The organism is Brevibacillus sp. NPDC003359 (assembly GCF_042878995.1).
Lineage (GTDB): Bacteria > Bacillota > Bacilli > Brevibacillales > Brevibacillaceae > Brevibacillus.
On the sequence record NZ_JBIAOR010000001.1, the window covers coordinates 900099 to 922919 of the forward strand.

Consider the following 22821-nt stretch of genomic DNA (forward strand, 5'->3'; position numbering starts at 1 on the left):
ACGCCATGAACACCGCTATGCAATGGGAGGAATGGGAGATCCGCAAACAGAGCTGGCTTGCAGATCCGAACATGCGAGCGAAGGTATTACTGGCTGATACGATGCTGAAGTCGTTGCCGGATATTTTGAAAGGTCACCAACTCGCCACAGATGTCATGTTCCCGAAAGCTTCTGTACGCATGGTTGAAGGCATTTACAAGCATAATCTGATTGCAGACTATTTCAATGAAGTCGTAGCGGAAAAAGCCATCGAGCAAGTGCTACAAGTTGTCAACAGCGGACGTCAGCAAGGCTTGCGTATTTTAGAGATCGGAGCAGGCACAGGCGGAACCAGTGCATTGCTTTTGTCCCGCTTCAGCCCTTATCAAAGTGCTATTCAAGAATATTGTTACACGGATATTTCGAAGTCCTTTTTAAGGCATGCTAAAAAAGAGTATGGTGTCCAATACCCGTACTTGACGTATCAACAGTTGAATATTGAGGAATCAATTGCAGATCAAAATCTGGCTGCGGGAAGCTATGATCTCGTCGTGGCAACGAATGTTTTGCATGCGACACGCAATATTAGGCAGACACTGCGCAACACCAAAGCGCTTTTGAAAAGCAAAGGAGTCCTGTTACTTAACGAAATCACTGACAACTCTCTATTCAACCACGTTACCTTTGGCTTGCTGAAGGGGTGGTGGCTTTATGAGGATCAGGAGGTACGCCTCCCCGGTTGCCCGGCTTTAAGTGCGGATATGTGGAAGCGTGTACTGGAGCAGGAAGGATTCGAGACAGTTGCGCATCCGGCGAGCGATGCCGCTTTTTTGGGACAGCAAGTCATTACGGCCATCAGTGACGGAATCGTACGACAGAAGCAAAGCATGGCACGAAAAGGCGAGTATCAGCAACCGGACATCGGGAATTTGCGCGAACACACTGTCACTGATAGAACAACGACGAGCAACAGTCGTCTGTCTCACGAAGCATTGAGACAAAGAAGCAAAGCGCATTTTAAAAAGCTGATTGCTGACATTCTGGAGGTCGAGGCAGACAGCATTGATGCAGGTGAAGCCCTTGAAATGTACGGAATGGACTCGATCTTGATTATCCAGTTGACCGATCAATTGAACAAAGTGATGGCTGAGCATGTGAGTAGCACACTCTTCTTTGAATATTCGACAATCGATGCGCTCGTGGACTATTTTATGCAGACACGGCAGCAAGCGCTGCTTACGATGATCGGATTGGAAGAAGTGGAGCCCATGCTGCAGGCACGGGAGCCAGAGGCACAACATGTCAAGCGGGATCTGGTTGCGCTGGAACAGCTTCGCGAAACGCCGATGATAACTCAGAGAGTTCCTGAGTCCCGCCTTGCAGCATCTGTTTCAAAAAGCAGGGATGTAGCGATCATCGGTCTTGCCGGGCGCTACGCGAATGCTGATAATATGCAAGAATTTTGGGAAAATCTTAAGGATGGTAAAAATTGTATTACAGAGGTTCCACAGACACGCTGGAACTGGCGAGAACATTTCCACCCGCAAAGAGGCAGAAAAGGACAATCATATAGCAGATGGGGCGGATTTATCAGGGGTATCGATACATTTGATCCCTTGTTTTTTTATATTTCCCCCAAGGAAGCGGAGCAGATGGACCCGCAGGAACGGCAGTTTTTACAAGCGGCATACTCGAGCATAGAAGATGCGGGCTATACACCGGAAGCTCTCAGTCCTTCTCGAAAGGTTGGAGTGTTCGTCGGGATCATGAACGGTAATTATCCGACAGGTGCATCCTATTGGTCTGTGGCAAATCGGGTATCATACTGTTTAAATTTTACCGGTCCCAGTCTTGCTGTTGACACGGCTTGCTCTTCTTCTCTTACGGCCATCCATTTAGCATTGGAAAGCCTGCACATGGGCACAAGTGATTGTGCGATTGCCGGGGGCGTGAATCTGATCGTGGACCCTGTGCATTATGCGCGTTTGTCCGAAAAGACAATGCTGGCAGGAGGAGATCAATGTCGTGCGTTTGGCGATCAGGCGGACGGTTTTGTCGATGGCGAAGGAGTTGGAGCCATTATTTTAAAGCCGTTACATCAGGCAGAGGCGGACGGAGACCACATTTACGGTGTTTTGAAAGGAAGCATGATCAACGCGGGAGGCAGAGTCAAAGGGTATACGGTACCAAATCCAAGGATGCAGTCGCAAGTTGTGATCGAGGCGATTCGACGGGCAGGAATCGATCCCAGGACAATTAGCTACGTGGAAGCCCATGGCACAGGAACAACCTTGGGTGATCCGATTGAAATTGAAGGACTGCGAAGAGCTTTTGAACAGGAGACCCCGGACAAACAATTTTGTGCAATCGGCTCAGTCAAAACGAATATTGGACATTGTGAAAGTGCGGCAGGGATTGCAGGACTTAGCAAAATATTGTTGCAGATGCAACACCGCCAACTTGTACCATCACTCCACGCCGACGTGCCAAACCCGAATATCCAGTTCAGCCAGACCCCCTTTTACGTGCAGCAGGAATTGGCAGAGTGGAAACGTCCTGTCATAACGCACGAAGGAAACACCCGTGAAGCCCCCAGAATTGCAGGTATTTCTTCGTTTGGAGCAGGCGGAGCCAACGCACATGTCATTGTGGAAGAGTACATTCCAAATGAAAAAAAGATTTCTGTAGAAGGAGTATCGAACACAGAGCCTGTCATGATTGTGCTCTCAGCCAAAAATACGGATCGGTTACAAGCAAGGATCACCCAATTACTGGCGGCCATCTCAGCAGGTCATTACATGGACGACCAGTTAGCAAGCATCGCTTATACGCTACAGACGGGACGACAAGCGATGGAGGCCCGTCTCGCTATGGTTGTATGTTCTCTCAACGAGCTAGAACAAAAAATAAACCACTATCTTGCTGGGCAAGTGAAACAGGAGAACGTTTATAGAGGGGACACTTCTAATCATAGTGAATCGATAAGCGAGTTAGCTGCAGATGACGACATGCAAGAGATCATCGAGAGCTGGGCTCGGAAAAAGAAGTATCCTCAGTTGTTGGAATTGTGGGTCAAAGGCGTCAACATTGATTGGAACCTCTGTTACGGTAGTGTAGTGCCCGGGCGCATCAGTTTGCCTGCTTATCCATTTGCTGAAGAGAGATACTGGCTATCTGAACCCCCGAAAAAGGAAGAGCCAGGGGTTGGGTTGGCGATGTCTGGTACATCTGGGCACTTGCATCCATTGCTACAGCGTAACACTTCCAACTTTAAGGAACAACGGTTCAGCTCTGTATTCACAGGTAAGGAATTTTTTCTGAACGATCATCGTGTAAACAACGTCCGCGTCCTGCCAGGAGCTGCACAACTAGAAATGGCACTAGCTGCTGTGATGCAGGCTATGCCACGAGATGTCAGAGAGAATACATCTGTACTGCTTACCAATGTCGTCTGGGCACATCCGATTCAGGTCGAATACGAGCAAATTTCCGTTCACATTGGATTGAAACTGGAGCAGGAGCAAGAGATCAGCTTTTCCATTTACAGCGATTCCCAAGAGGGAGGAGAAAAGCATCTATTTAGTCAGGGAAGGGCATTGTTAACCGGGAAACGGGAAATCGGCAGCATCCATCTATCGTCTATCAAACAATCGTGTGAATGGGAAATCATCTCGTCTTCTGAATGCTATGAAGCCTTTGCAAAGATGGGCCTGTTATACGGTGAGGCTCACAGAGGCATTGAACAGCTCTACATCGGCAACAATCAGGTGCTTGCCAGATTATCTTTGTCAGAATCATTAGTCGACACGTTTCACGAGTATGCGTTACACCCTGCTCTCATTGACTCTGCCCTGCAAGCGACTATGGGTTTCACTCTGAATCTGAAAGAGAGGCATTCTCTTCCTTTTCACCCTTCACTACCGTTTGCCTTGCAACGACTGGAGGTATACGGAAACTGTCACCCTAAAATGTGGGTGCGGATTCAAAACAACGCTGACAGCCGTTCGGATGATTCCGTGAGTAAGCTGGACATTGAGTTGTTCGATGACAATGGTAATGTTTGTGTGCAAATGAAAGGATTTTCTACACGAGTCATCACCAAGGGGGATACAACCAATGCAATCCCTTCTGTGCATGGTTCTCCTAGTCAAAGCCGAATGACACAAACAATGTCACCTGAGCCCTCAGCACAAATGTTGCTGTTGACGCCGATGTGGGAGACGTATCATTTAGAGCACAAGGATGCTGTATTTTCGTCAACTGAGAAACAGTTGTTCATTGGCGGAAATGCTGCTTTGCTTGACAAACTGAGCACGGCAGTCCCCAACACAACTGCCGTGTATATTTCAGATGATTCAAGTCTTGCTGACATTCAAGTAGCTTTGTCAGCACAAGGAGATATCAGACATATTGTATGGGTTGGCTCAGAGCATACGGCTATCTCAGCCCTCATCCAAGTATTCAGACTGGTAAAAAGTATGCTTTACCTCGGCTACGGAAACCAGGAGCTCAACTGGACCGTCATTACGTTCCAGGCACAGGCTCTTCATTCAGCTGACTCTGTCAATCCAGGACAAGCAGCTGTACATGGCTTCATGGGCTCGCTGGCCAAGGAATATGCGAACTGGAAAATACGCGTTGTTGACCTGGAGGCCGACGAAGAAATATACCCGCTTAGAGAGCTATTCATGTTGCCTGCCGATCCGCAAGGAAATGCTTATGTTTATCGTGAGGAGGAATGGTATCAGCAGGAGCTTGTATCCGTGGAATATGCACCATTGCAACATACCGTTTACCGAAATAATGGTGTTTATGTTGTGATAGGCGGTGCAGGTGGTATTGGTGAAGCATGGAGCGAGTTTATGGTTCGTACGTATCAAGCCCACATCATTTGGATTGGCAGAAAGGAAAAGAATGGCGCCATTCAGGAAAAACTCGACCGCATAGCCATTTTCGGGCCAAAACCTGTATATATTCAGGCCGACGCAACGAATTTGTCGCAGCTTACGCAAGCTTATCAGCAAATCAGCCAGCAGCACACCCGAATCGACGGAATTGTACATTCTGCGCTCGTATTATATGACAGAAGCCTCGCCAATATGGATGAAGAGGGCTTCCGAGCTGGACTTGCTGCAAAAACAGATGTGAGCCTCAACATCGCACACGTGTTTAAAGGTGCTGTGCGCGATTTCGTGTTGCTTTTCTCATCGCTAAATTCATTCCTGAAATTGCCTGGTCAAAGCAATTATGTAGCTGGATGTACATATATGGATGCTTTTGCCCGACAATTGTCACAGGAATGGCCTTGCCTGGTCAAAGTTATGAACTGGGGCTATTGGGGGAGCGTAGGCTCAGTTGTGAATGCGCAGATACGACAAAGCATGGAGCGAAAAGGAATCGGATCGATTGAACCTCCTGAAGCCAATCAGGCGTTGGAGCTGCTGCTGGCTGGGCCACTGGATCAGATCGTCATGATGAAGACGATAAAACAGCCAGATTCGCTCGTACTAAACGATAGAAAAACGGTTACCGTTTTAAGTTGAATGCTCGGTTCTATCTAACAACAAAAGGAGTGACTTGACATGGACAACACAGAACATATGGATTCGGTTCACAGGCAGATGGACATGATAAACCAGCTTCTCCTTCGATTGATGTGGAGTCAATTACATTCCTTGGGATGCTTAGATCGGAATTTCACACTGAACGACGGAACAAAACCTTTTTATCATAAATGGTTAGAGGTAAGTTTGCAGATGCTGCACGACCAACAGGAGCTGCTGCCAGTATTCATAAATGATCTGAGTACTCGTGAAGAAACTGCGCCGTCCTTTAAGAACCAAGTGTGGAATGAATGGGAAAGTCAGTTGAATCATTGGCTTTCCCACCCTGACCTCAAGGCCCATGTGCTTCTGGTGGACAAAATGCTTCGAAATCTGCCGGATATTCTAGAAGGAAGAAAGCAGGCAACAGAGCTGATGTTCCCTGAGTCGTCCATGGAACTTGTCGAAGGAATTTATAAGCATAATGTAATGGCTGACTTTTTTAACGAAGTGCTTGCACATGAAGTAGTTACATACGTGCAAAAGCAGAGTGCGAGCACAGCGGGCTTACGCATTCTGGAGATTGGTGCAGGCACTGGCGGCACGAGCGCAGTCGTCTTTCATCACCTGCAACCTTTTCAGGAACTCATTCAGGAATATTGTTATTCGGATATTTCCAAAGCTTTTCTGATGCATGCAGAACAAAAATATGGTCCCCACGTTCCATATTTAACGTACAAGATAGCTGATTTGAGGCAGCCCCTCTCAGAACAGGGAATCGACACAGGTGCATATGATCTCATGATTGCCAGCAATGTACTGCACACGACAAACAACATCAGGAAGACGCTGCGCACCGTTAAAGCTGCAATGAAAAAGAACGGATTGCTTCTGTTGAATGAGATTACGGATAAGACTGTAATCAACCATCTTACTTTCGGCTTGCTGGAGGGCTGGTGGCAGTATGAAGATACGACAGTACGGGTTTGGGGCTCACCAGCGCTATCCACGAAATCGTGGAAAAAGGTATTGAAGCGAGAAGGATTTCACTCTGTCACGTATCCGGCTAGTGCTGCCGCCCCCTATAAGCAGCAGGTCATTGTTGCGAAAAGCGATGGGATTGTCATCCAGACGCAGTCTTCCGACAAGTCACCGAAGGCTCCCAAGCTAGGGCAGCAAGAGTTTACAAACAAAAGATCGCTTGTAAAACATAGCGAGTCTAGATCAAGCAAAGAGCCAGCGCAGCTTGCGGTAACCGAGCAAATGGTTAAAGAGTTTGTCAAAACAGCTATCCGCGAGAGTATCGCAGAGGATCTGAAAATCAAGGAAGATCGTATTCAAAACAACCGAAGTTTTTCCGAATACGGAATCGATTCAATCATCGCTGTTCACTTAGTGAATCTCATTAACAAGAGATGTGGCCTGACACTGCAAACGACCGTTCTGTTCGACTATAACAATGTGGATCAGCTCGTTTCACATATTGTGCTTGAGCATTACTCGACAATTCAGACGTTGTTGCAAAAAGGAACTTCAAATGAATCAAACAAAACATCGAATGAAGCACTCGAAACCAGTTTCGATATTACACCGCATGTAGCAGTTGAACCTTTTTTACAAGGCAAACCTGATCTGCCAACTTCGTCTACACCCAAACAAGTGACTGCCTTGTTCACGAATGTGCAAGCACGAGAGCAGGACCAATCACATTCGTTCCCAAGCAGTGGTCTTTGTTTCAAAGCTGTGATTAATGGGCCTTCGGCAATAGAGGATGTCGCAATCCAACAGATGGAAACCCCACCTTTGAGAGAAGACGAAGTCCGTATCGCTGTTCGGGCGTTCTCGTTAAATTTTGGCGACTTATTGAGCGTAAAAGGTCTGTATCCGACAATGCCTCCTTACCCATTTACCCCGGGTTTCGAAGCGGCAGGCGTTGTGGTTGAAACGGGCTCGGCAGTGACCTCGGTCCATTGCGGAGATGAAGTAATCTTTTACGCCAGTGAAAATATGGGCGCTCATGCAACTGCGATTACGTGTCACTCGTCAAACGTGTTCCCGAAACCTCAGGAACTGTCCTTTGAGGAAGCCTCCTCATTGCCGGTGGTTGCCATGACGGCGATCGCAGCATTTCGCAAGGCGCAGATAAAAAAAGGGGAGAGCATCTTAATTCAAACGGCTACTGGTGGCATCGGTCTTCTTGCGGTACAGCTAGCCAAACACTACGGTGCGGTCATATATGCAACAGCGAGCACACAGACGAAACTCGATTTCTTGCAGCAGATTGGGGCAGATTATGTCATCAATTACATGGAGAACGATTTTCAGCAGGAAATCAGGCGATTAACAGAAGGAAGAGGTATTGACATCATCCTGAATACGCTTGGTGGAGATGCGCTGCAAAAAGGATTGAACTGCTTGTCACGTGGTGGTAGGTATATTGAAATTGCAATGACGGCCTTAAAAAGCGCCAAAACGGTCGATCTGTCCGGGCTGAATCACAACCAGTCGTTTTATAGCATGGATCTGCGGAAGCTGGGATTCGAAGATCCAGAAATGCTTCGGGATTACCGCAATGAAATGCTTCGGCTTATTGAAGAAGGCGTAATACGCCCGCATATAGGGAAGGTTTTTCCTATTAATCTGATGCAAGAGGCATACCGCTATATGGAGCGTCGTGAGAATATAGGGAAAATCGTAGTGACGATTCCAGAGCCATACCGTTATCAGCAAGCAGGAGCCACACCCCATTTAAGCGCCACCCCTCATGTACAGTCGATCAATCGGGAAGCAGTCGCGATCATCGGGATGAGCGGACGTTTTGCAAAATCAGATCATGTTGATGAGTTGTGGGGGCATTTGGAAAATGGGACGGACTTGATTCAGGAAGTGACGAGATGGAATCTTTCTAAACATTTTCCTGACGGTTCTAGTTACTGCAACTTTGGAAGTTTTTTAGATGATATCAGTACATTTGATCCGCTTTTCTTCAATATCTCGGGTCAGGAAGCGAGCTACATGGACCCTCAGCAACGAATTTTTCTGGAGGAAGCGTGGAGGGCACTAGAAGACGCCGGGTATGCAGGAGCCAGTATGCAAGGGCGACGTTGTGGTATATATGTAGGATGCACAGAGATGGATTATCAGAACCTGACAGGGGACAACCCGCCGCCGCAATCATTCTGGGGCAAAGCAGCCTCCATCATCCCTGCGCGGATTGCCTACTATCTGGACTTGCATGGCCCCGCTATTGCAGTGGACACAGCCTGCTCCAGTTCATTGGTTGCGATTCATCTGGCATGCCAGGGCCTATGGTCGAAAGAGACCGAAATGGCTTTGGCGGGCGGTGTTTTCATTCAATCTACACCACAGTTCTATATTGATTCGAACAGGGCAGGTATGCTATCACACAAAGGGCGCTGCCACACGTTTGATGATCGAGCAGACGGTTTCGTTCCTGGAGAAGGAGCAGGTGTCATCGTGCTGAAACGTCTTAAGGACGCTATTGCCGATGGTGACCACATCTATGGCGTCATACGGGGTTCAGGCATGAATCAAGATGGTACAACGAACGGGATTACTGCCCCGAGCGCCAAGTCACAGACTCGTCTTGAGCAAGAAGTATATGATACATTCCAAATCGATCCGGCGGATATTCAAATGGTGGAGGCCCACGGTACAGGTACCAAGCTGGGTGATCCTATTGAATTTCAGGCGTTAACTAAGGCTTTTTCCCTGTATACCGATAAAAAAGGGTACTGTGCAATCGGTTCTATCAAAACCAATATTGGGCATTTGGCGACTGCTGCAGGCATCGCCGGTGTCATTAAAATATTGTTGTCTCTAAAAAACAAGCGTATTCCGGCATCCCTGCACATGAAAAATGGGAACCCTTCTATTTCATTTGCTGATAGCCCGTTCTACGTGAACACAACTACAAAGGACTGGTCAGTGCCAAACGGAAAGTCACGGCTCGGTGCAATCAGTTCATTCGGCTTTAGTGGGACTAACGTACATGTGGTCATTGAAGAAGCACCTCAACCACAGCCAAGCATTCGAAAACATGAGCCCAAACCGGGTTATCTCATTGCCTTGTCCGCGCGAACTGAAGAGCAACTGCGTCAGCAAGCAGCACAGTTAGTAGAGCATTGTGCTCGCCAGCCGGTGGATTGTGAGAATATGAGTTTTACACTGCTAACCGGTAGACAGCATAACAGTCACCGATTGGCGTGTGTCGTACGCAATCAGGAAGAGCTTGTAGAACGTCTCAACAGATGGCTGGAGAAAGGGAAAGCCCCTCAACTGTATATTTCTGTCGTGAACAGGAATGAGCAACGCGAACAGACTGCGCTGAAGCGATACGCCGAAGAATGTATTCGAAAATGTCGCCGAGCAGTTCAAGCGACAGATTATCTGGAAAACCTTACAGCGGTAGCTGAATTATTTATACAAGGCTATGAGTTGCATTTTGACGAGCTGTTTGCTGAAGGAACGTGCCGCCGAATTTCATTACCAACGTATCCGTTCAGACGGGAAAGCTTCTGGGTTCCGCTTTCAGAAAGCGACGAAGACCGCCAGACTAGGCTCCGGGGAGGACAAACAACCCATCTTCACCCACTGATGCATACAAATGCATCTGATTTATCGGAGCAGCGATACAGTTCGTTTTTTTCAGGAGAAGAATTTTTTCTGGCGGAGCATCTCGTTCGCGGGGAAAAAGTACTCCCAGGTGTTGCCCATTTGGAATGGGCAAGGGCAGCAGTAGAGCATGCGTCAGGTGGGATGGACAGCGCTCACATGATCCAGCTCAAAAATATTGTGTGGGCAACTCCCCTGACAATGAAAGACACAAATTTGCACGTTCATATTGGCGTTTATCCGCAAGAGAACGGTGAACTTACTTTTGAAATATACAGAGACATGGACAAAGAGGGGCAGCGGTTGATTTACAGCCAGGGTACCGCCATTATTCGTGAGCGTGATCAGTCGCCACAGGTGAACATTGATGCAGCACTGACCAATTGTAGTCCAAGTCAAGTGACAGCAGATGCTTTCTACGACATCACGAAGATAACAGGTATTGATCTCGGCAACAGTCTTCGAGGAATCAAAACTGTGTTCACAGGTAGTGGCGAGGTGCTTGCGAAACTGTCCCTTCCTTCCATAGTCTCTTCAACAGAAGCAAAATTCGTCCTCCACCCGAGCATGATGGATTCTGCGTTGCAGGTAACGATTGGGTACTTGGTTGGAACTGTAACGAATCAAACGGAAGCGCGCAAACCTGTCATTCCATTTACTTTGGACAATTTGGAAATTTACCGCCCATGTACGGCAAGTATGTGGGTGATCGCTAGATTCCATGAGGGAAGCTCAGCTCATGAAAAAGTATTTAAACTCCATGTTGATTTGTGTGATGAAGACGGCAATGTGTGTGCGCGAATGACCGGCTTTTCACCGCGTGTGCTGGAGGGCGGTATCAGCCCGACGAGCGGAGCGGAAGGAAAGGCGGTCATTTTGATACCGGAATGGGTAGAGAAACCAATCGTGAAGAAAGCGGCAGAAGCAGACTATAAGCATAACCTTATCATTCTGTCCGAACCGTTCGTCCATTGGGCTGACAAAATTCGTACGAATCTTTCGGAAACCAATTGCATTGTGTTACGGCCCGATGCTCAAATTACACAGCGCTATTTAAGTGCCTCGACACAATTGCTTGAAGAAATTCAGCATGTCATTCGCAGTCGTACAGAAGGAAAGGTGTTAATTCAGGTTGTTGTCCAAAATCACGGCGAAGATTCCCTCTTGTCGGGATTATCAGGTTTGCTACAGACTGCTGGTCAAGAACATACGTGGCTGATCGGGCAGCTTATAGAAACAGAAGTGAGCGACGACGGGTCTGAAATAATCGCCAAGCTAACTGAGAACAGACACAGACCGTTAGATCGACTGATTCGGTATGCGAATGGTACACGGTATGTACGGGAGTGGCGGGAGGAGATGGTTTCCGAATCTTCAAAATCACCCTGGAAGGATAAAGGAATTTACCTCATAACGGGAGGTCTTCGCGGTCTCGGCTATATTTTTGCGCAAGAAATGGTTCGTCAGGTAAAGAATGCTACCATTATATTGAACGGGCGTTCACCCCTGCATGATCAGGAACAGACAAAGCTGAAAGCTTTAGAAATCAACAGTAACAACATTCATTACCGCACAGTCGACATTTCCGACAAATATGCTGTCACCTTGTTCATTCGGCAAATCCAGTCTGAATTTGGCAGTCTGAACGGAATTATTCACGCTGCTGGAATCATAAAGGATCAGTATATTCGTCAAAAAGCATCGGAGGAGATGCTGGAAGTGCTTGCACCCAAAGTAAACGGTACCGTGTATCTGGATGAAGCAAGCGCAGCAATGAATCTGGATTTTTTCATTATGTTCTCCTCACTGGCAGGTGTAATAGGAAATACGGGACAGGGTGATTACGCAGCCGCAAACGCCTTTCTGGACGGATTTGCAAGGTATCGCAATGAACTGGTAGCCGCGAGTAAACGCAACGGCTCTACGCTTTCGCTGGACTGGTCGCTATGGAAGGAGGGCGGGATGAGTGTAAGCGAGGCAGAGAAGCAAATGATAAAGCAGCAGTTGGGCATGCTGCCTCTAGAAACCGCCTGGGGTGTGAAAATGTTGAACCACGCCATGCACTTTGGCTATCACCAAGTGATCGGATACCAGGGACATGTTGCCCGACTACGGGCTAAATTGATGCCAGAGTCGTCTCTCTCACCTGAGGAGTCAAGCATCGGTGAAAATCAGCAGCTAACGCCGGTTCTTCCCTCCAACTCCAATTCGTTGTCTGACAAAGTACAGGAAGCGTTGGCACGGATACTCTCCCAAACGCTGAAGGTGAATAGCAGCGATATATACCCGGACGTCGAATTCGGAGAGTATGGCTTTGATTCCATTTCATTTACGGAATTTGCAAACAGGCTGAATGAGCAATACAAGCTTGGAGTGACACCTACCATATTCTTCGAGTATTCGACACTTCGAGCGCTTGCGCAGCATCTTTCAGTTACATTTGTGCAAGAGTTAAATCGGGTATTTAGCGTTCCAACAATCAAGCCCCTTGTCACTACTGAAAATCACTCTATCCAACAACTCGAAACTAAGGCTGGTCGATCTCGTTTTAGTCATTTGCAAGTGGCAACATCCGAAGTACAAACCCACGCTAGCAATGAACCGATTGCCATAATCGGGATGAGTGGAGCGTTCCCCATGGCTCAGGATGTAAACAAGCTATGGGCTAATCTGGTGGACGGGAGAGATTGTATTTCGGAAATCCCTGAAGATCGCTGGGACTGGAAGGAATACTTCGGGGATCCCAATCAGGAAGGGAACAAAACAAATATTAAATGGGGCGGATTCATTGATGGAGTTGCCGACTTTGATCCAATGTTTTTCGGCATATCTCCGCACGAAGCTACCTTGATGGACCCCCAACAGCGTCTGCTGATGATGCATGTCTGGAAGGCAATTGAGGACGCGGGCTATTCCCCGCATAGTCTGTCTGGCAGCAAGATGGGCATTTTCGTGGGAACAGCAAGCAGCGGATACAACGGACTGCTTTCCCAAGCAAATTCTGCTATCGAGGGCTACTCTTCCACAGGACATGTGTCCTCTGTAGGTCCGAACCGAATGAGCTTTTTTCTCAATGTGAACGGACCGAGTGAACCGATTGAAACTGCCTGCTCCAGCTCGCTGGTAGCCTTGCATAGAGCTGTTCAGGCGATTCGTAATGGCGATTGCGACACAGCAGTTGTCGGCGGTGTGAATACCATTTTAGATCCGTATTACCACATCAGCTTCAATAAAGCAGGGATGCTCAGCGAGGATGGGCGTTGCAAGACGTTTTCAGACCGGGTGAACGGCTATGTTCGCGGAGAAGGCGTCGGAATGATCTTCCTGAAAAAACTGGCAGATGCTGAGAACGCAGGAGATCATATCTACGGCCTTGTACGCAGTACAGACGAGAATCACGGGGGCCGGGCAACATCGCTGACTGCCCCTAATCCACGAGCACAGGCTGACTTGATCAAGTCTGTCCTGACTAAGGCACAGATAGATCCCACAACGATCACCTATATAGAAGCACATGGAACGGGCACGCCACTCGGCGATCCGATTGAAATTAACGGATTGAAGACGGCCTTTCGGGAATTGGGCTTTGATGCAGGGGGGCAGCCATCTGCAAGTTGTGGGCTGGGCTCTATCAAGACGAATATCGGTCATCTTGAACTCGCTGCGGGTATCGCAGGGGTAATCAAGGTTTTGTTGCAATTAAAATACAAAACATTGGTGAAGACGGTTCATTTTGAAAACTTGAACCCCTATATTCAACTGGAAAATAGTCCTTTCTATATTGTGGACGAAACAAAAGAATGGACTGCCTTACGAGATACACAGGGACGTGAAATGCCAAGACGCGCCGGAATTAGCTCTTTTGGATTTGGCGGAGTGAATGCTCATGTGTTAATAGAAGAATACATCCCGAAAACCGTTCGTCGTGATGAATGGATCGCAACCCCAGATCATCCCGTACTAATTGTGCTGTCGGCACGGACAGAGGAACAGCTTCTGGAACAGGCTAGACAACTGTTGGATACACTGCAAACACAATCGTATAAGGATGAGAAACTAGACAGCATTGCTTACACTCTTCAGGTGGGCAGAACTGGTATGGAAGAGCGACTCGGAATGACCGCAGCCTCGATTCATGAGCTGAAAGAAAAGCTGGCCCGCTACATTCAGAAACTGCACGGGATAGAAGACGTTTACCGAGGTCAGGTGAAACGGAATAAAGAATCGCTTTCCTCTCTGGTGCAGGATGAGGATATGCAGGAAACGGTACAGCGGTGGATGCAAAAGAAGAAATTCGCCAAGCTTCTTGAGCTGTGGGTCAAAGGATTAGACGTCGATTGGTCGGGGTTGTACACGGAGCGCAAGCCGCAGCGATTGAATCTGCCGACGTATCCTTTTGCCAAAGACCGCTACTGGATGCCGCAATCTAGGCAATCTCCAAGAGGGGGAACGGTACAGCCGCATACTGTTTTTCTGCATCCGCTTCTTCATCAAAATACGTCGAATTTGTCCGAGCAGCGCTTTACTTCCATTTTTAACGGTAACGAGTTTTTCCTCGCTGATCATGTGATTCGCGGTCGCAAAGTGTTGCCGGGGGTTGCTTACCTCGAAATGGCAAGATCTGCTGTCGAACAGGCAGCAGAACTGGATACGCAAGATCACGTGACCGTGAAGCTGCAAAATGTGATCTGGGCCAGCTCGATTGTCGTTGATGAAGAACCGGTACAGGTTCATATCAAGCTCGTTCCTGAAGTGGGCAAAGCGCTGCATTATGAAATTTACAGCAAGGAAGCACAAGGGAACGGCCAGCCTGTCCTGTACAACCAGGGGGAAGTTGTCATTTTGGAGCAATGCGAGAGTGGCAAACTCGATCTTGCCGCTTTACTGCCTGCGTGTAATCAAGGCATTCTTTCCTCAGCAGAGTGTTACCAAGCGTTCGAAAAAGCAGGATTACACTACGGAATGAGCCACCAGGGTATTCAAGCCATTCATCTTGGACACAACCAAGTGCTTGCACAGCTGACTTTGCCCTCAGTCGTATCCGCAACTGCGCAAGACTTTGTGCTTCATCCGAGCGTGCTTGATTCCGCTATACAAGCCTGCTTGGGGTTGCACGCTTTTGAGCGTAAAGCAGGTACTCCGTTTTCCGTAGATGAGGTTGCCATTTATCGTTCCTGCACCCGAACTATGTGGGCATGGGTACGGTATTCTCGTGAAACTCATTACGAAAAGTCAATGGACAAGCTTGATATTGACTTGTGTGACGAGCAAGGAAACCATTGCGTGCAGATAAAAGGACTCGCCATTATTCGTACGCAGGAGGGGGGATCTGGAAAAGGGGAGAGAGAGGAATCACAGGCAGATTCCGAAGCGGTTCCGAGTGCTTTACAGCAAGTAGGTGGTGGTCTATTGCTACATCCGGTGTGGGATGTCGTTCATCACGATGGAAGAGTCCTGATCCCGGCTCCGAAGGACAACATCGTCTTCATCGGAGGCACAAATGAGCCATTTTCGTCAGTTCGGAAGCTTTACCCGAATGTTTGCTCTATCGAGTTCGAAGCTTCTATGCAGATGGAAGATATGAAGGCTGTGTTGAGTCAGCACGACAGCATCGATCATCTTATCTGGGTGGCACCCTTCACGTCGTATGAAGCCATGGTTGGTGAGCAAACAATGAAGCAGCAAGAACTGGGACTGCTGCAATTGTTCAGATTGAGTAAAGCGTTGATGCAGCTTGGCTATGACACAAAAGAGTTGGGCATCACCATCATTACGACCCGAACATTGCTTATTCAGCATACCGATCCAATTCAGTCGACCCACGCAGGAATACAAGGGTTCGCTGGGACGCTGACGAAAGAAATGCCGAATTGGAGCATCCGCCATATCGATGTGGAAGACCCATTGGACTTGCCGATACACGAGCTGTTTTTGCTGCCTGCTGACCGTGACGGGAACACATGGGCTTACAGACAGCAAGAATGGTATCAGCAGAAATGGATAACCGTTCATCAGCCACAACAGCAGATAAAATCCTATCGGTACGGCGGTGTATATGTGGTCATTGGAGGAGCAGGGGGCATCGGCGAGGTGTGGAGTGAATACATGATCCGCACCTATGATGCGCAAATGATTTGGATCGGCCGACGTGACCTCGATCACGATATTGCAGCAAAGCTGGACAAATTGGCTGCGATAGGCCGTGCACCACTGTATCTGTCAGCAGATGCTTCCGATTATGTAAGCTTGCAACAAGCGTTCTTGGCTATCAAGCAAACGTATCCAACAATCAACGGAGTCATTCACTCAGCTGTCGGCGTGATGGATCAGAGCTTAACCCAGATGACGGAAGAGCGCTTTAGGGCCGGATTATCTGCCAAAGTCGATGTCAGTATTCATATGACGCAGATATTTGCCAAAGAGGCACTTGATTTTATGATGTACTTTTCTTCCATGAGCTCCTTTACCAAACCGATCGGACAGAGTGGTTACGCAGCAGGCTGCTCGTTTGCAGACGCCTTCGCCCATGAAACAGGCCAAGTCCTTCCCTTTCCCATCAAGGTCATGAATTGGGGATATTGGGGAGAGATCGGAATTGCCGGGATTGTACCCGCTGCATTCAAGAAACGGCTAACTCAATCGGGGATCGGGTTTATTGAGCCGGAAGAAGCGATGCAAGCGTTAGAAACTCTGGTGGGAAATTCGTTGAGTCAAATGGCATTTATTCGTACCACAAGACCGGATGCAATTGCAGAAGTTCATCAAAATGAGATGCTCGTAGCTGTTCCAAACGTTCAACATGTGTCCACCGAGAAGCTACAGAAACGGTTGCCTGACCATTCTTCACTGGTTCAACAGTTGAAACGCAATGGAAGTCATTTCGACCAAGAGCTGGACCGGTTGCTTCTGCCCATACTAGGCAAAACACTTCAGACACACGGTCTCATGCAGGACGATGAAGGGGTGCACGACGCATACAAGCGCTGGCTGGCAGAAAGCAAGGCTATTCTGGCCCGCCATGATTGGAAGGACAACCCTGATCTTTCGATTGAAAGCTTATGGGGAGAATGGGAGGAACAAAGAAAAAGCTGGTTACAGGATCAAAATGTGAAGGCACAAGTGAAGCTCATCGATACTATGCTTCGTCACTTGCCTGACATTCTAACAGGAAAGATTCCGGCAACGGATATTATGTTCCCTAACTCCTCCATGCAACTGGTAGAAGACGTATACAAACACCATGCGGTAGCCGATTACTTCAACGGTGTACTGGCTGACACAGTCGTAGCGTATGTGGAAGAACGGTTGCAGCAGAATCCGTCTGTCATGCTCCGAATTCTTGAGGTGGGCGCTGGAACAGGAGGAACGAGCTCACTTATTTTGCAAAAGCTGAAGCCTTATGCGAACTATATTGCAGAGTATGCCTATACCGATCTATCGAAAGCGTTTTTGTTACACGGTGCAGAGAATTATGGTGCAGAAAATCCTTATGTCATTTGCAAAATGTTTGATGTGGAGAAATCTCCAGAAGAACAATCATTTGACTTGGGTGGTTATGATTTGGTGATCGCTGCGAATGTGCTGCATGCTACACGAAACATTCGCAGGACGCTGCGCCATGTCAAAGCACTTTTGAAAGAGAACGGAATGCTTTTCGTAAACGAACTGACGCGCAGTACGCTGTTTGCCCATCTTACGTTTGGATTGTTAGAAGGCTGGTGGCTGTATGAGGATGAAAGAGTTCGTATTCCGGGTTCTCCCGCGCTAAACGCCGAGCAATGGCAGATTGTGCTCGCGCAAGCAGGTTTCGAAACTGTATGGTATCCTGCTGCCTCTGCCATGAGCTTGGGACAACAGATCATGATCGCCAGAAGCGATGGAATCGTTCATCTACCCAATCGTTCGTTTACAGAAGGAACGCAGGAAATTTCGAATAAACAGCAGACAGTCGTTGCACAAATGGAGACCCGTCAATCTAAGCAGGCTGAGCCTAGTGTAGACGAGGAAGAGTTGAGAAAGAGAGCCAGTCTTTATTTCAGACAGTTGGTCGGAGAGGTTGTCAGACTGCCGTTTGAGCAAATCGATGAATCCGAACCATTGGAAGCTTACGGTATCGATTCCATTCTTATTGTTCAGCTTACAAACAGGCTGCGCAAGCATTTCAGCGATGTGAGCAGTACGCTGTTCTTTGAGTATCAGACACTCTCGGCATTAATTGGGTACTTTATGCTTCAGCGAAAAGGGGAGCTCGTTGCGTTTTTAGGGCTTGAAAAGGCAAAGCCTACAACTGACGAGATCCTAATGCAAAAGCCATTACAGCCTGGTGTAGAACGAAACGACGTGTTGGTTCGAACGGTTCGTCCGCGAGTGCTGCAAACCTCGCAGCGTCCTGTGCCACGTGCAGGGGCTGCCAGTGTCCAGGAACCCATTGCAGTAATTGGGATGAGTGGACGCTATCCGCAGGCCATCAATCTGGAACACTATTGGGATCATTTAGAGAAGGGGAAGGACTGCATCACGGAAATCCCGGAAGATCGGTGGCTGCTTGCGAACTTTTACGTTCCGGATCGAAAAAAAGCGATAGCGCAAGGGAAAAGCTACAGCAAATGGGGAGGCTTCTTGGACGGCTTTGCCCAGTTTGATCCCCTGTTTTTCAATCTGTCGCCACGAGAGGCGATGAACATGGACCCGCAGGAGCGGCTCTTCTTGCAAACCGTGTGGGAAGCACTGGAGGATGCCGGATATACACGGGAACAACTCGACTTACAGTTTAAGGGCAAGGTGGGAGTGTTCGCAGGCATCACAAAAACCGGCTTCAATTTGTACGGTCCGGCACTATGGAGGCAGGGAAGTGAATGGTTTCCGTTGACATCCTTTAGTTCCGTAGCGAATCGGGTCTCGTATTGGCTCAATCTTCACGGTCCAAGCATGCCTGTGGACACCATGTGCTCTTCATCACTGACAGCTATCCATCAGGCGTGTGAAAGTCTGCGCAGTGGAGCTTGTGAGGCAGCGATCGTAGGTGGAGTGAACCTATACCTTCATCCGTCCAATTATGTGGGCTTATGTGCACAAAATATGCTTGCATCGGATGGTGCCTGCAAAAGTTTTGGCCAAGATGCGGACGGCTTCGTACCTGGCGAGGGCGTCGGCGTTCTTATTTTGAAGCCATTGTCGAAGGCGATTCAGGATCAGGATCATATCCACGCCATTATCCGGGGAACAGGCATTAACCACGGAGGCAAAACCAATGGTTATTTGGTGCCCAATCCAGTAGCACAAGCTGAACTGATTCGGGAAACCATGGATAAGGCGGGTGTCCATGCTCGCTCCATTAGTTATATGGAGGCCCATGGTACCGGGACAAGTCTTGGTGACCCAATCGAGGTAGCCGGACTGACAACGGCCTTCCAAAAGGATACATCTGACGTCGGGTATTGTGCGATAGGTTCTGTTAAAAGCAATATTGGTCATCTGGAATCAGCCGCAGGCATTGCGTCGCTGACTAAGGTCATTCTGCAAATGAAACACGGAAAAATTGTGCCCAGCTTGCATGCGCGAAAGCTGAATAGCGAAATCCATTTTGACAAAACGCCTTTTGTCGTCCAGCAGAATCTCACGGAATGGAAAAGACCGATTCTAGAAATCGACGGCGTTGAACGGGAGGTTCCCCGAATTGCTGGCATTTCTTCATTCGGAGCTGGTGGTGCGAACGCTCATATTATCGTTGAAGAGTACGTCTCTTTGCCTGTAGGAGCTGTTGCTGTTCAGCAAGTTATACCTCAGCAACCAGCAGTGATTGTATTATCTGCACGAAATAAAGAACGCCTTCTGGCGCGGGCAAAGCAGCTTCTCTCCTTCATAGATGGACTACAGGTGAGGGAAGATCAGTTGGCTGATTTGGCCTACACCTTACAAATTGGTCGTGAAGCGATGGAAGAGAGACTGGCGTTTACTGCCGCCTCCATGAATGAATTGGCAGGAAAACTTGCGACCTTTATCCAGAAGGGTGGGCAGCAGTGCAGTGTTGATAACATTTTTATAGGACAAGTAAAACGTTCATCCCATGCTTCCGCCCGTCTTGAGATCTTGGAAAACACGCACCAAACCATGCAGACGTGGCCTGCACAACAACAGTATCCCAAGCTGCTTGATATGTGGGTAAAGGGAATGCAGATCAACTGGAACGAGATATACGGGACGCACAGACCTCGCAAGATCAGTCTACCTGTGTATCCATTCGCTGAAGAAACCTATTGGCTACCATCAGCAAACGATAAGCCACCCATATCCTATGCGATGCAGAATAAGTATGGTCCTCTTCATCCGCTTCTTCATCAAAATACGGCGGATTTGACTGAGCAGCGATTCACTTCCATATTTACGGGACAAGAATTTTTCCTTGCCGATCATCTTATCAAGGGCCAGAAAATTTTGCCTGGGGTAGCCCATCTGGAAATGGCACGCGAAGCCCTCAATCAAGCAGCTGTAAATCAAACGGCTGAACATACCGTCATTTCGCTTCGCAATATCGTGTGGGCAAGCCCCGTCCGTGTGGAAAATGATGAAGCAACCGTTCATATCAGACTGTATGAGAATGAGCGAAACGGCATCAAGTATGAGATTTTTACGGGCGATACCAAGCATGATGGGATAGCGGACACGACTGTCATTCACAGTCAAGGAAGTGCCTTCCTTCAGAAAACGAACGGGCAGCCTATGATTGATCTTGCTGCAATTCGGACGTCCTGCACCCGTGAGCTCAGCGTAGAATCTTGCTATCAGACTTTTGCAGAGATGGGACTGGAATACGGTACCAGTATGCAAAGCATTGAAAAGATTTACGCAGGGGAAGATCAGGTGATTGCAAAATTGTACCTGCCCACCGATAAACAGGAAACAATGAGTCAATTTGTGCTTCATCCGAGTCTGATGGATGCCGCCCTGCAATCATCCATTGGTCTCATGCCAAGTGTCCAATCCAACTCATCACCCATGGATAAACCATTGCTACCCTATGCGTTGGAACGAATGGACGTGCTTCACTCATGCGTCCCGCATATGTGGGCATACATTCGGTACAGTGAAAACGGCAGCCCAGGTGACCCTGTGCAAAAGCTCGATATCGATGTATGTGATGAGGAAGGTCGAGTGTGCGTACAGCTAACAGGTTTTACAAGTAAAGTGTTAAAAGCAGGTATCCTTGTTGAAGACGCAGACGATGCTGTAGAGACGCTCTTGTTGGCTCCTGTATGGCATGAGCAGGTAGAAGAGGCTGTTTCTCAGCCAGTTTTCCACACACATATCGTCCTTCTTTGTGAGCCGTGGACCAGCCTGTCTGAACATATATCTACAGAAATGAGTACAGCTACATGCCTCATACTGAATTTGGAAGAACATCAGCGAACACCAAACGCAAGCGGCATAGGGGAAGACTTCCTATTTGCTGTATATCAGGCTTTCAGGCATGTCCAGCATCTGTTGAAGGAAAAACCGATGGAACCGACATTGATTCAGTTGCTTACTTCTGGTCAATCGCATAACAGATTGTATTCGGCCTTGTCCGGGTTGCTAAAAACCGCCGAACTGGAAAATCCGCAACTGCGCGTGCAAATAATCGAAACGGAACCAGAGGAAGGTATCTCACATGTCATACGAAAACTATTGGATAGCGCGTCTCGTCCAGAAGACACTCATATCCGCTTTCATCAAGGCAGAACATACAAGAAAGTGTGGAAAGAACTGAGAAAGGCAGGGTATTCCGGTACAATCTGGAAGGATCAGGGGGTTTATTTAATCACCGGGGGGATGAGTGGGCTCGGATTTGTAACGGCGCAGCATATCGCCCGAAGCGTGAACCATCCAACCTTGATAGTAACCGGGAGATCACCAATGAATCCGACACACGAAGAACAGCTAAGCCAGCTTGCTGCCATGGGTGCCAAAGTCATTTACAAGCAGTCTGACGTATCACATCTGGGAGACGTAACGAACCTCATGCATGAGATTCGACAGCGGTTTGGACGCCTAAACGGGATCATACACAGTGCTGGTATGATTCGCGACAGCTTTTTGATTAGAAAACAGTTGAATGATGTGCAACAGGTTCTTGCATCCAAAGTAGCAGGCACGATTTATCTGGATGAGGCAAGCAAGGATTTTACGTTGGATTTCTTTGTGCTGTATTCTTCATTGGCCGGTACTCTCGGCAACATCGGACAAGCGGATTATGCTACAGCCAACGCTTTTATGGATGAGTTTGCGAGGTACCGAAATGAGCAGACATTGACCAAAGATCGATACGGCCATACGCTTTCCATCAGCTGGCCATTATGGGAGGGAGGCGGCATGTCCATGGATGAGCAAACCCGTAGCAGAATGAAACAACTGTCCGGTATGATTCCTCTCCAAAGGGAAACAGGCATGAAGGCTCTTCATCACGCTCTTGTTCAAAAGGAATCACATGTCGTATGCATGTACGGGAACGCAGAGAAAATGAGAAATTTCATGGAGGCTTCTAATGAAGCTTCGTATGCTGCCTCTACCCAAACGAGTGAACCCGAAGCGATTTTACGCGAGCTTGTTGAAAAAATCAGGAATGGAGAATGCACGCTTGAGCAATTCACAGATCCTGAGGAGTTGGCGAAGCTGTTGTAACGTATTC

At 48.1% G+C, this 22821-nt stretch carries 1 protein-coding gene and 3 pseudogenes; all 4 read left to right on the plus strand.

Translation table 11 applies throughout. From position 1 onward, the window contains the following. Positions 1-179 precede the first annotated feature (179 nt). A pseudogene (locus ACFYU8_RS31465) lies at positions 180-1175 on the plus strand (methyltransferase); the annotation flags it as partial. A 195-nt stretch (positions 1176-1370) separates the two neighbouring features. After that, positions 1371-3515, plus strand: a pseudogene (locus tag ACFYU8_RS31470) (type I polyketide synthase); the annotation flags it as partial. A gap of 120 nt (positions 3516-3635) precedes the next feature. Further along, positions 3636-5522, plus strand: a pseudogene (locus ACFYU8_RS31475) (SDR family oxidoreductase); the annotation flags it as partial. A 39-nt stretch (positions 5523-5561) separates the two neighbouring features. Beyond that, positions 5562-22814, plus strand: coding sequence for an SDR family NAD(P)-dependent oxidoreductase (locus ACFYU8_RS04045; protein WP_390295572.1), 17253 nt, complete (start codon positions 5562-5564; stop codon positions 22812-22814). Positions 22815-22821: the final 7 nt, after the last annotated feature.

Excerpts from the sequence above, each read along its gene's own strand:
- ACFYU8_RS04045 (WP_390295572.1), top strand. The coding sequence starts at position 5,562 with ATGGACAACACAGAACATATGGATTCGGTTCACAGGCAGATGGACATG.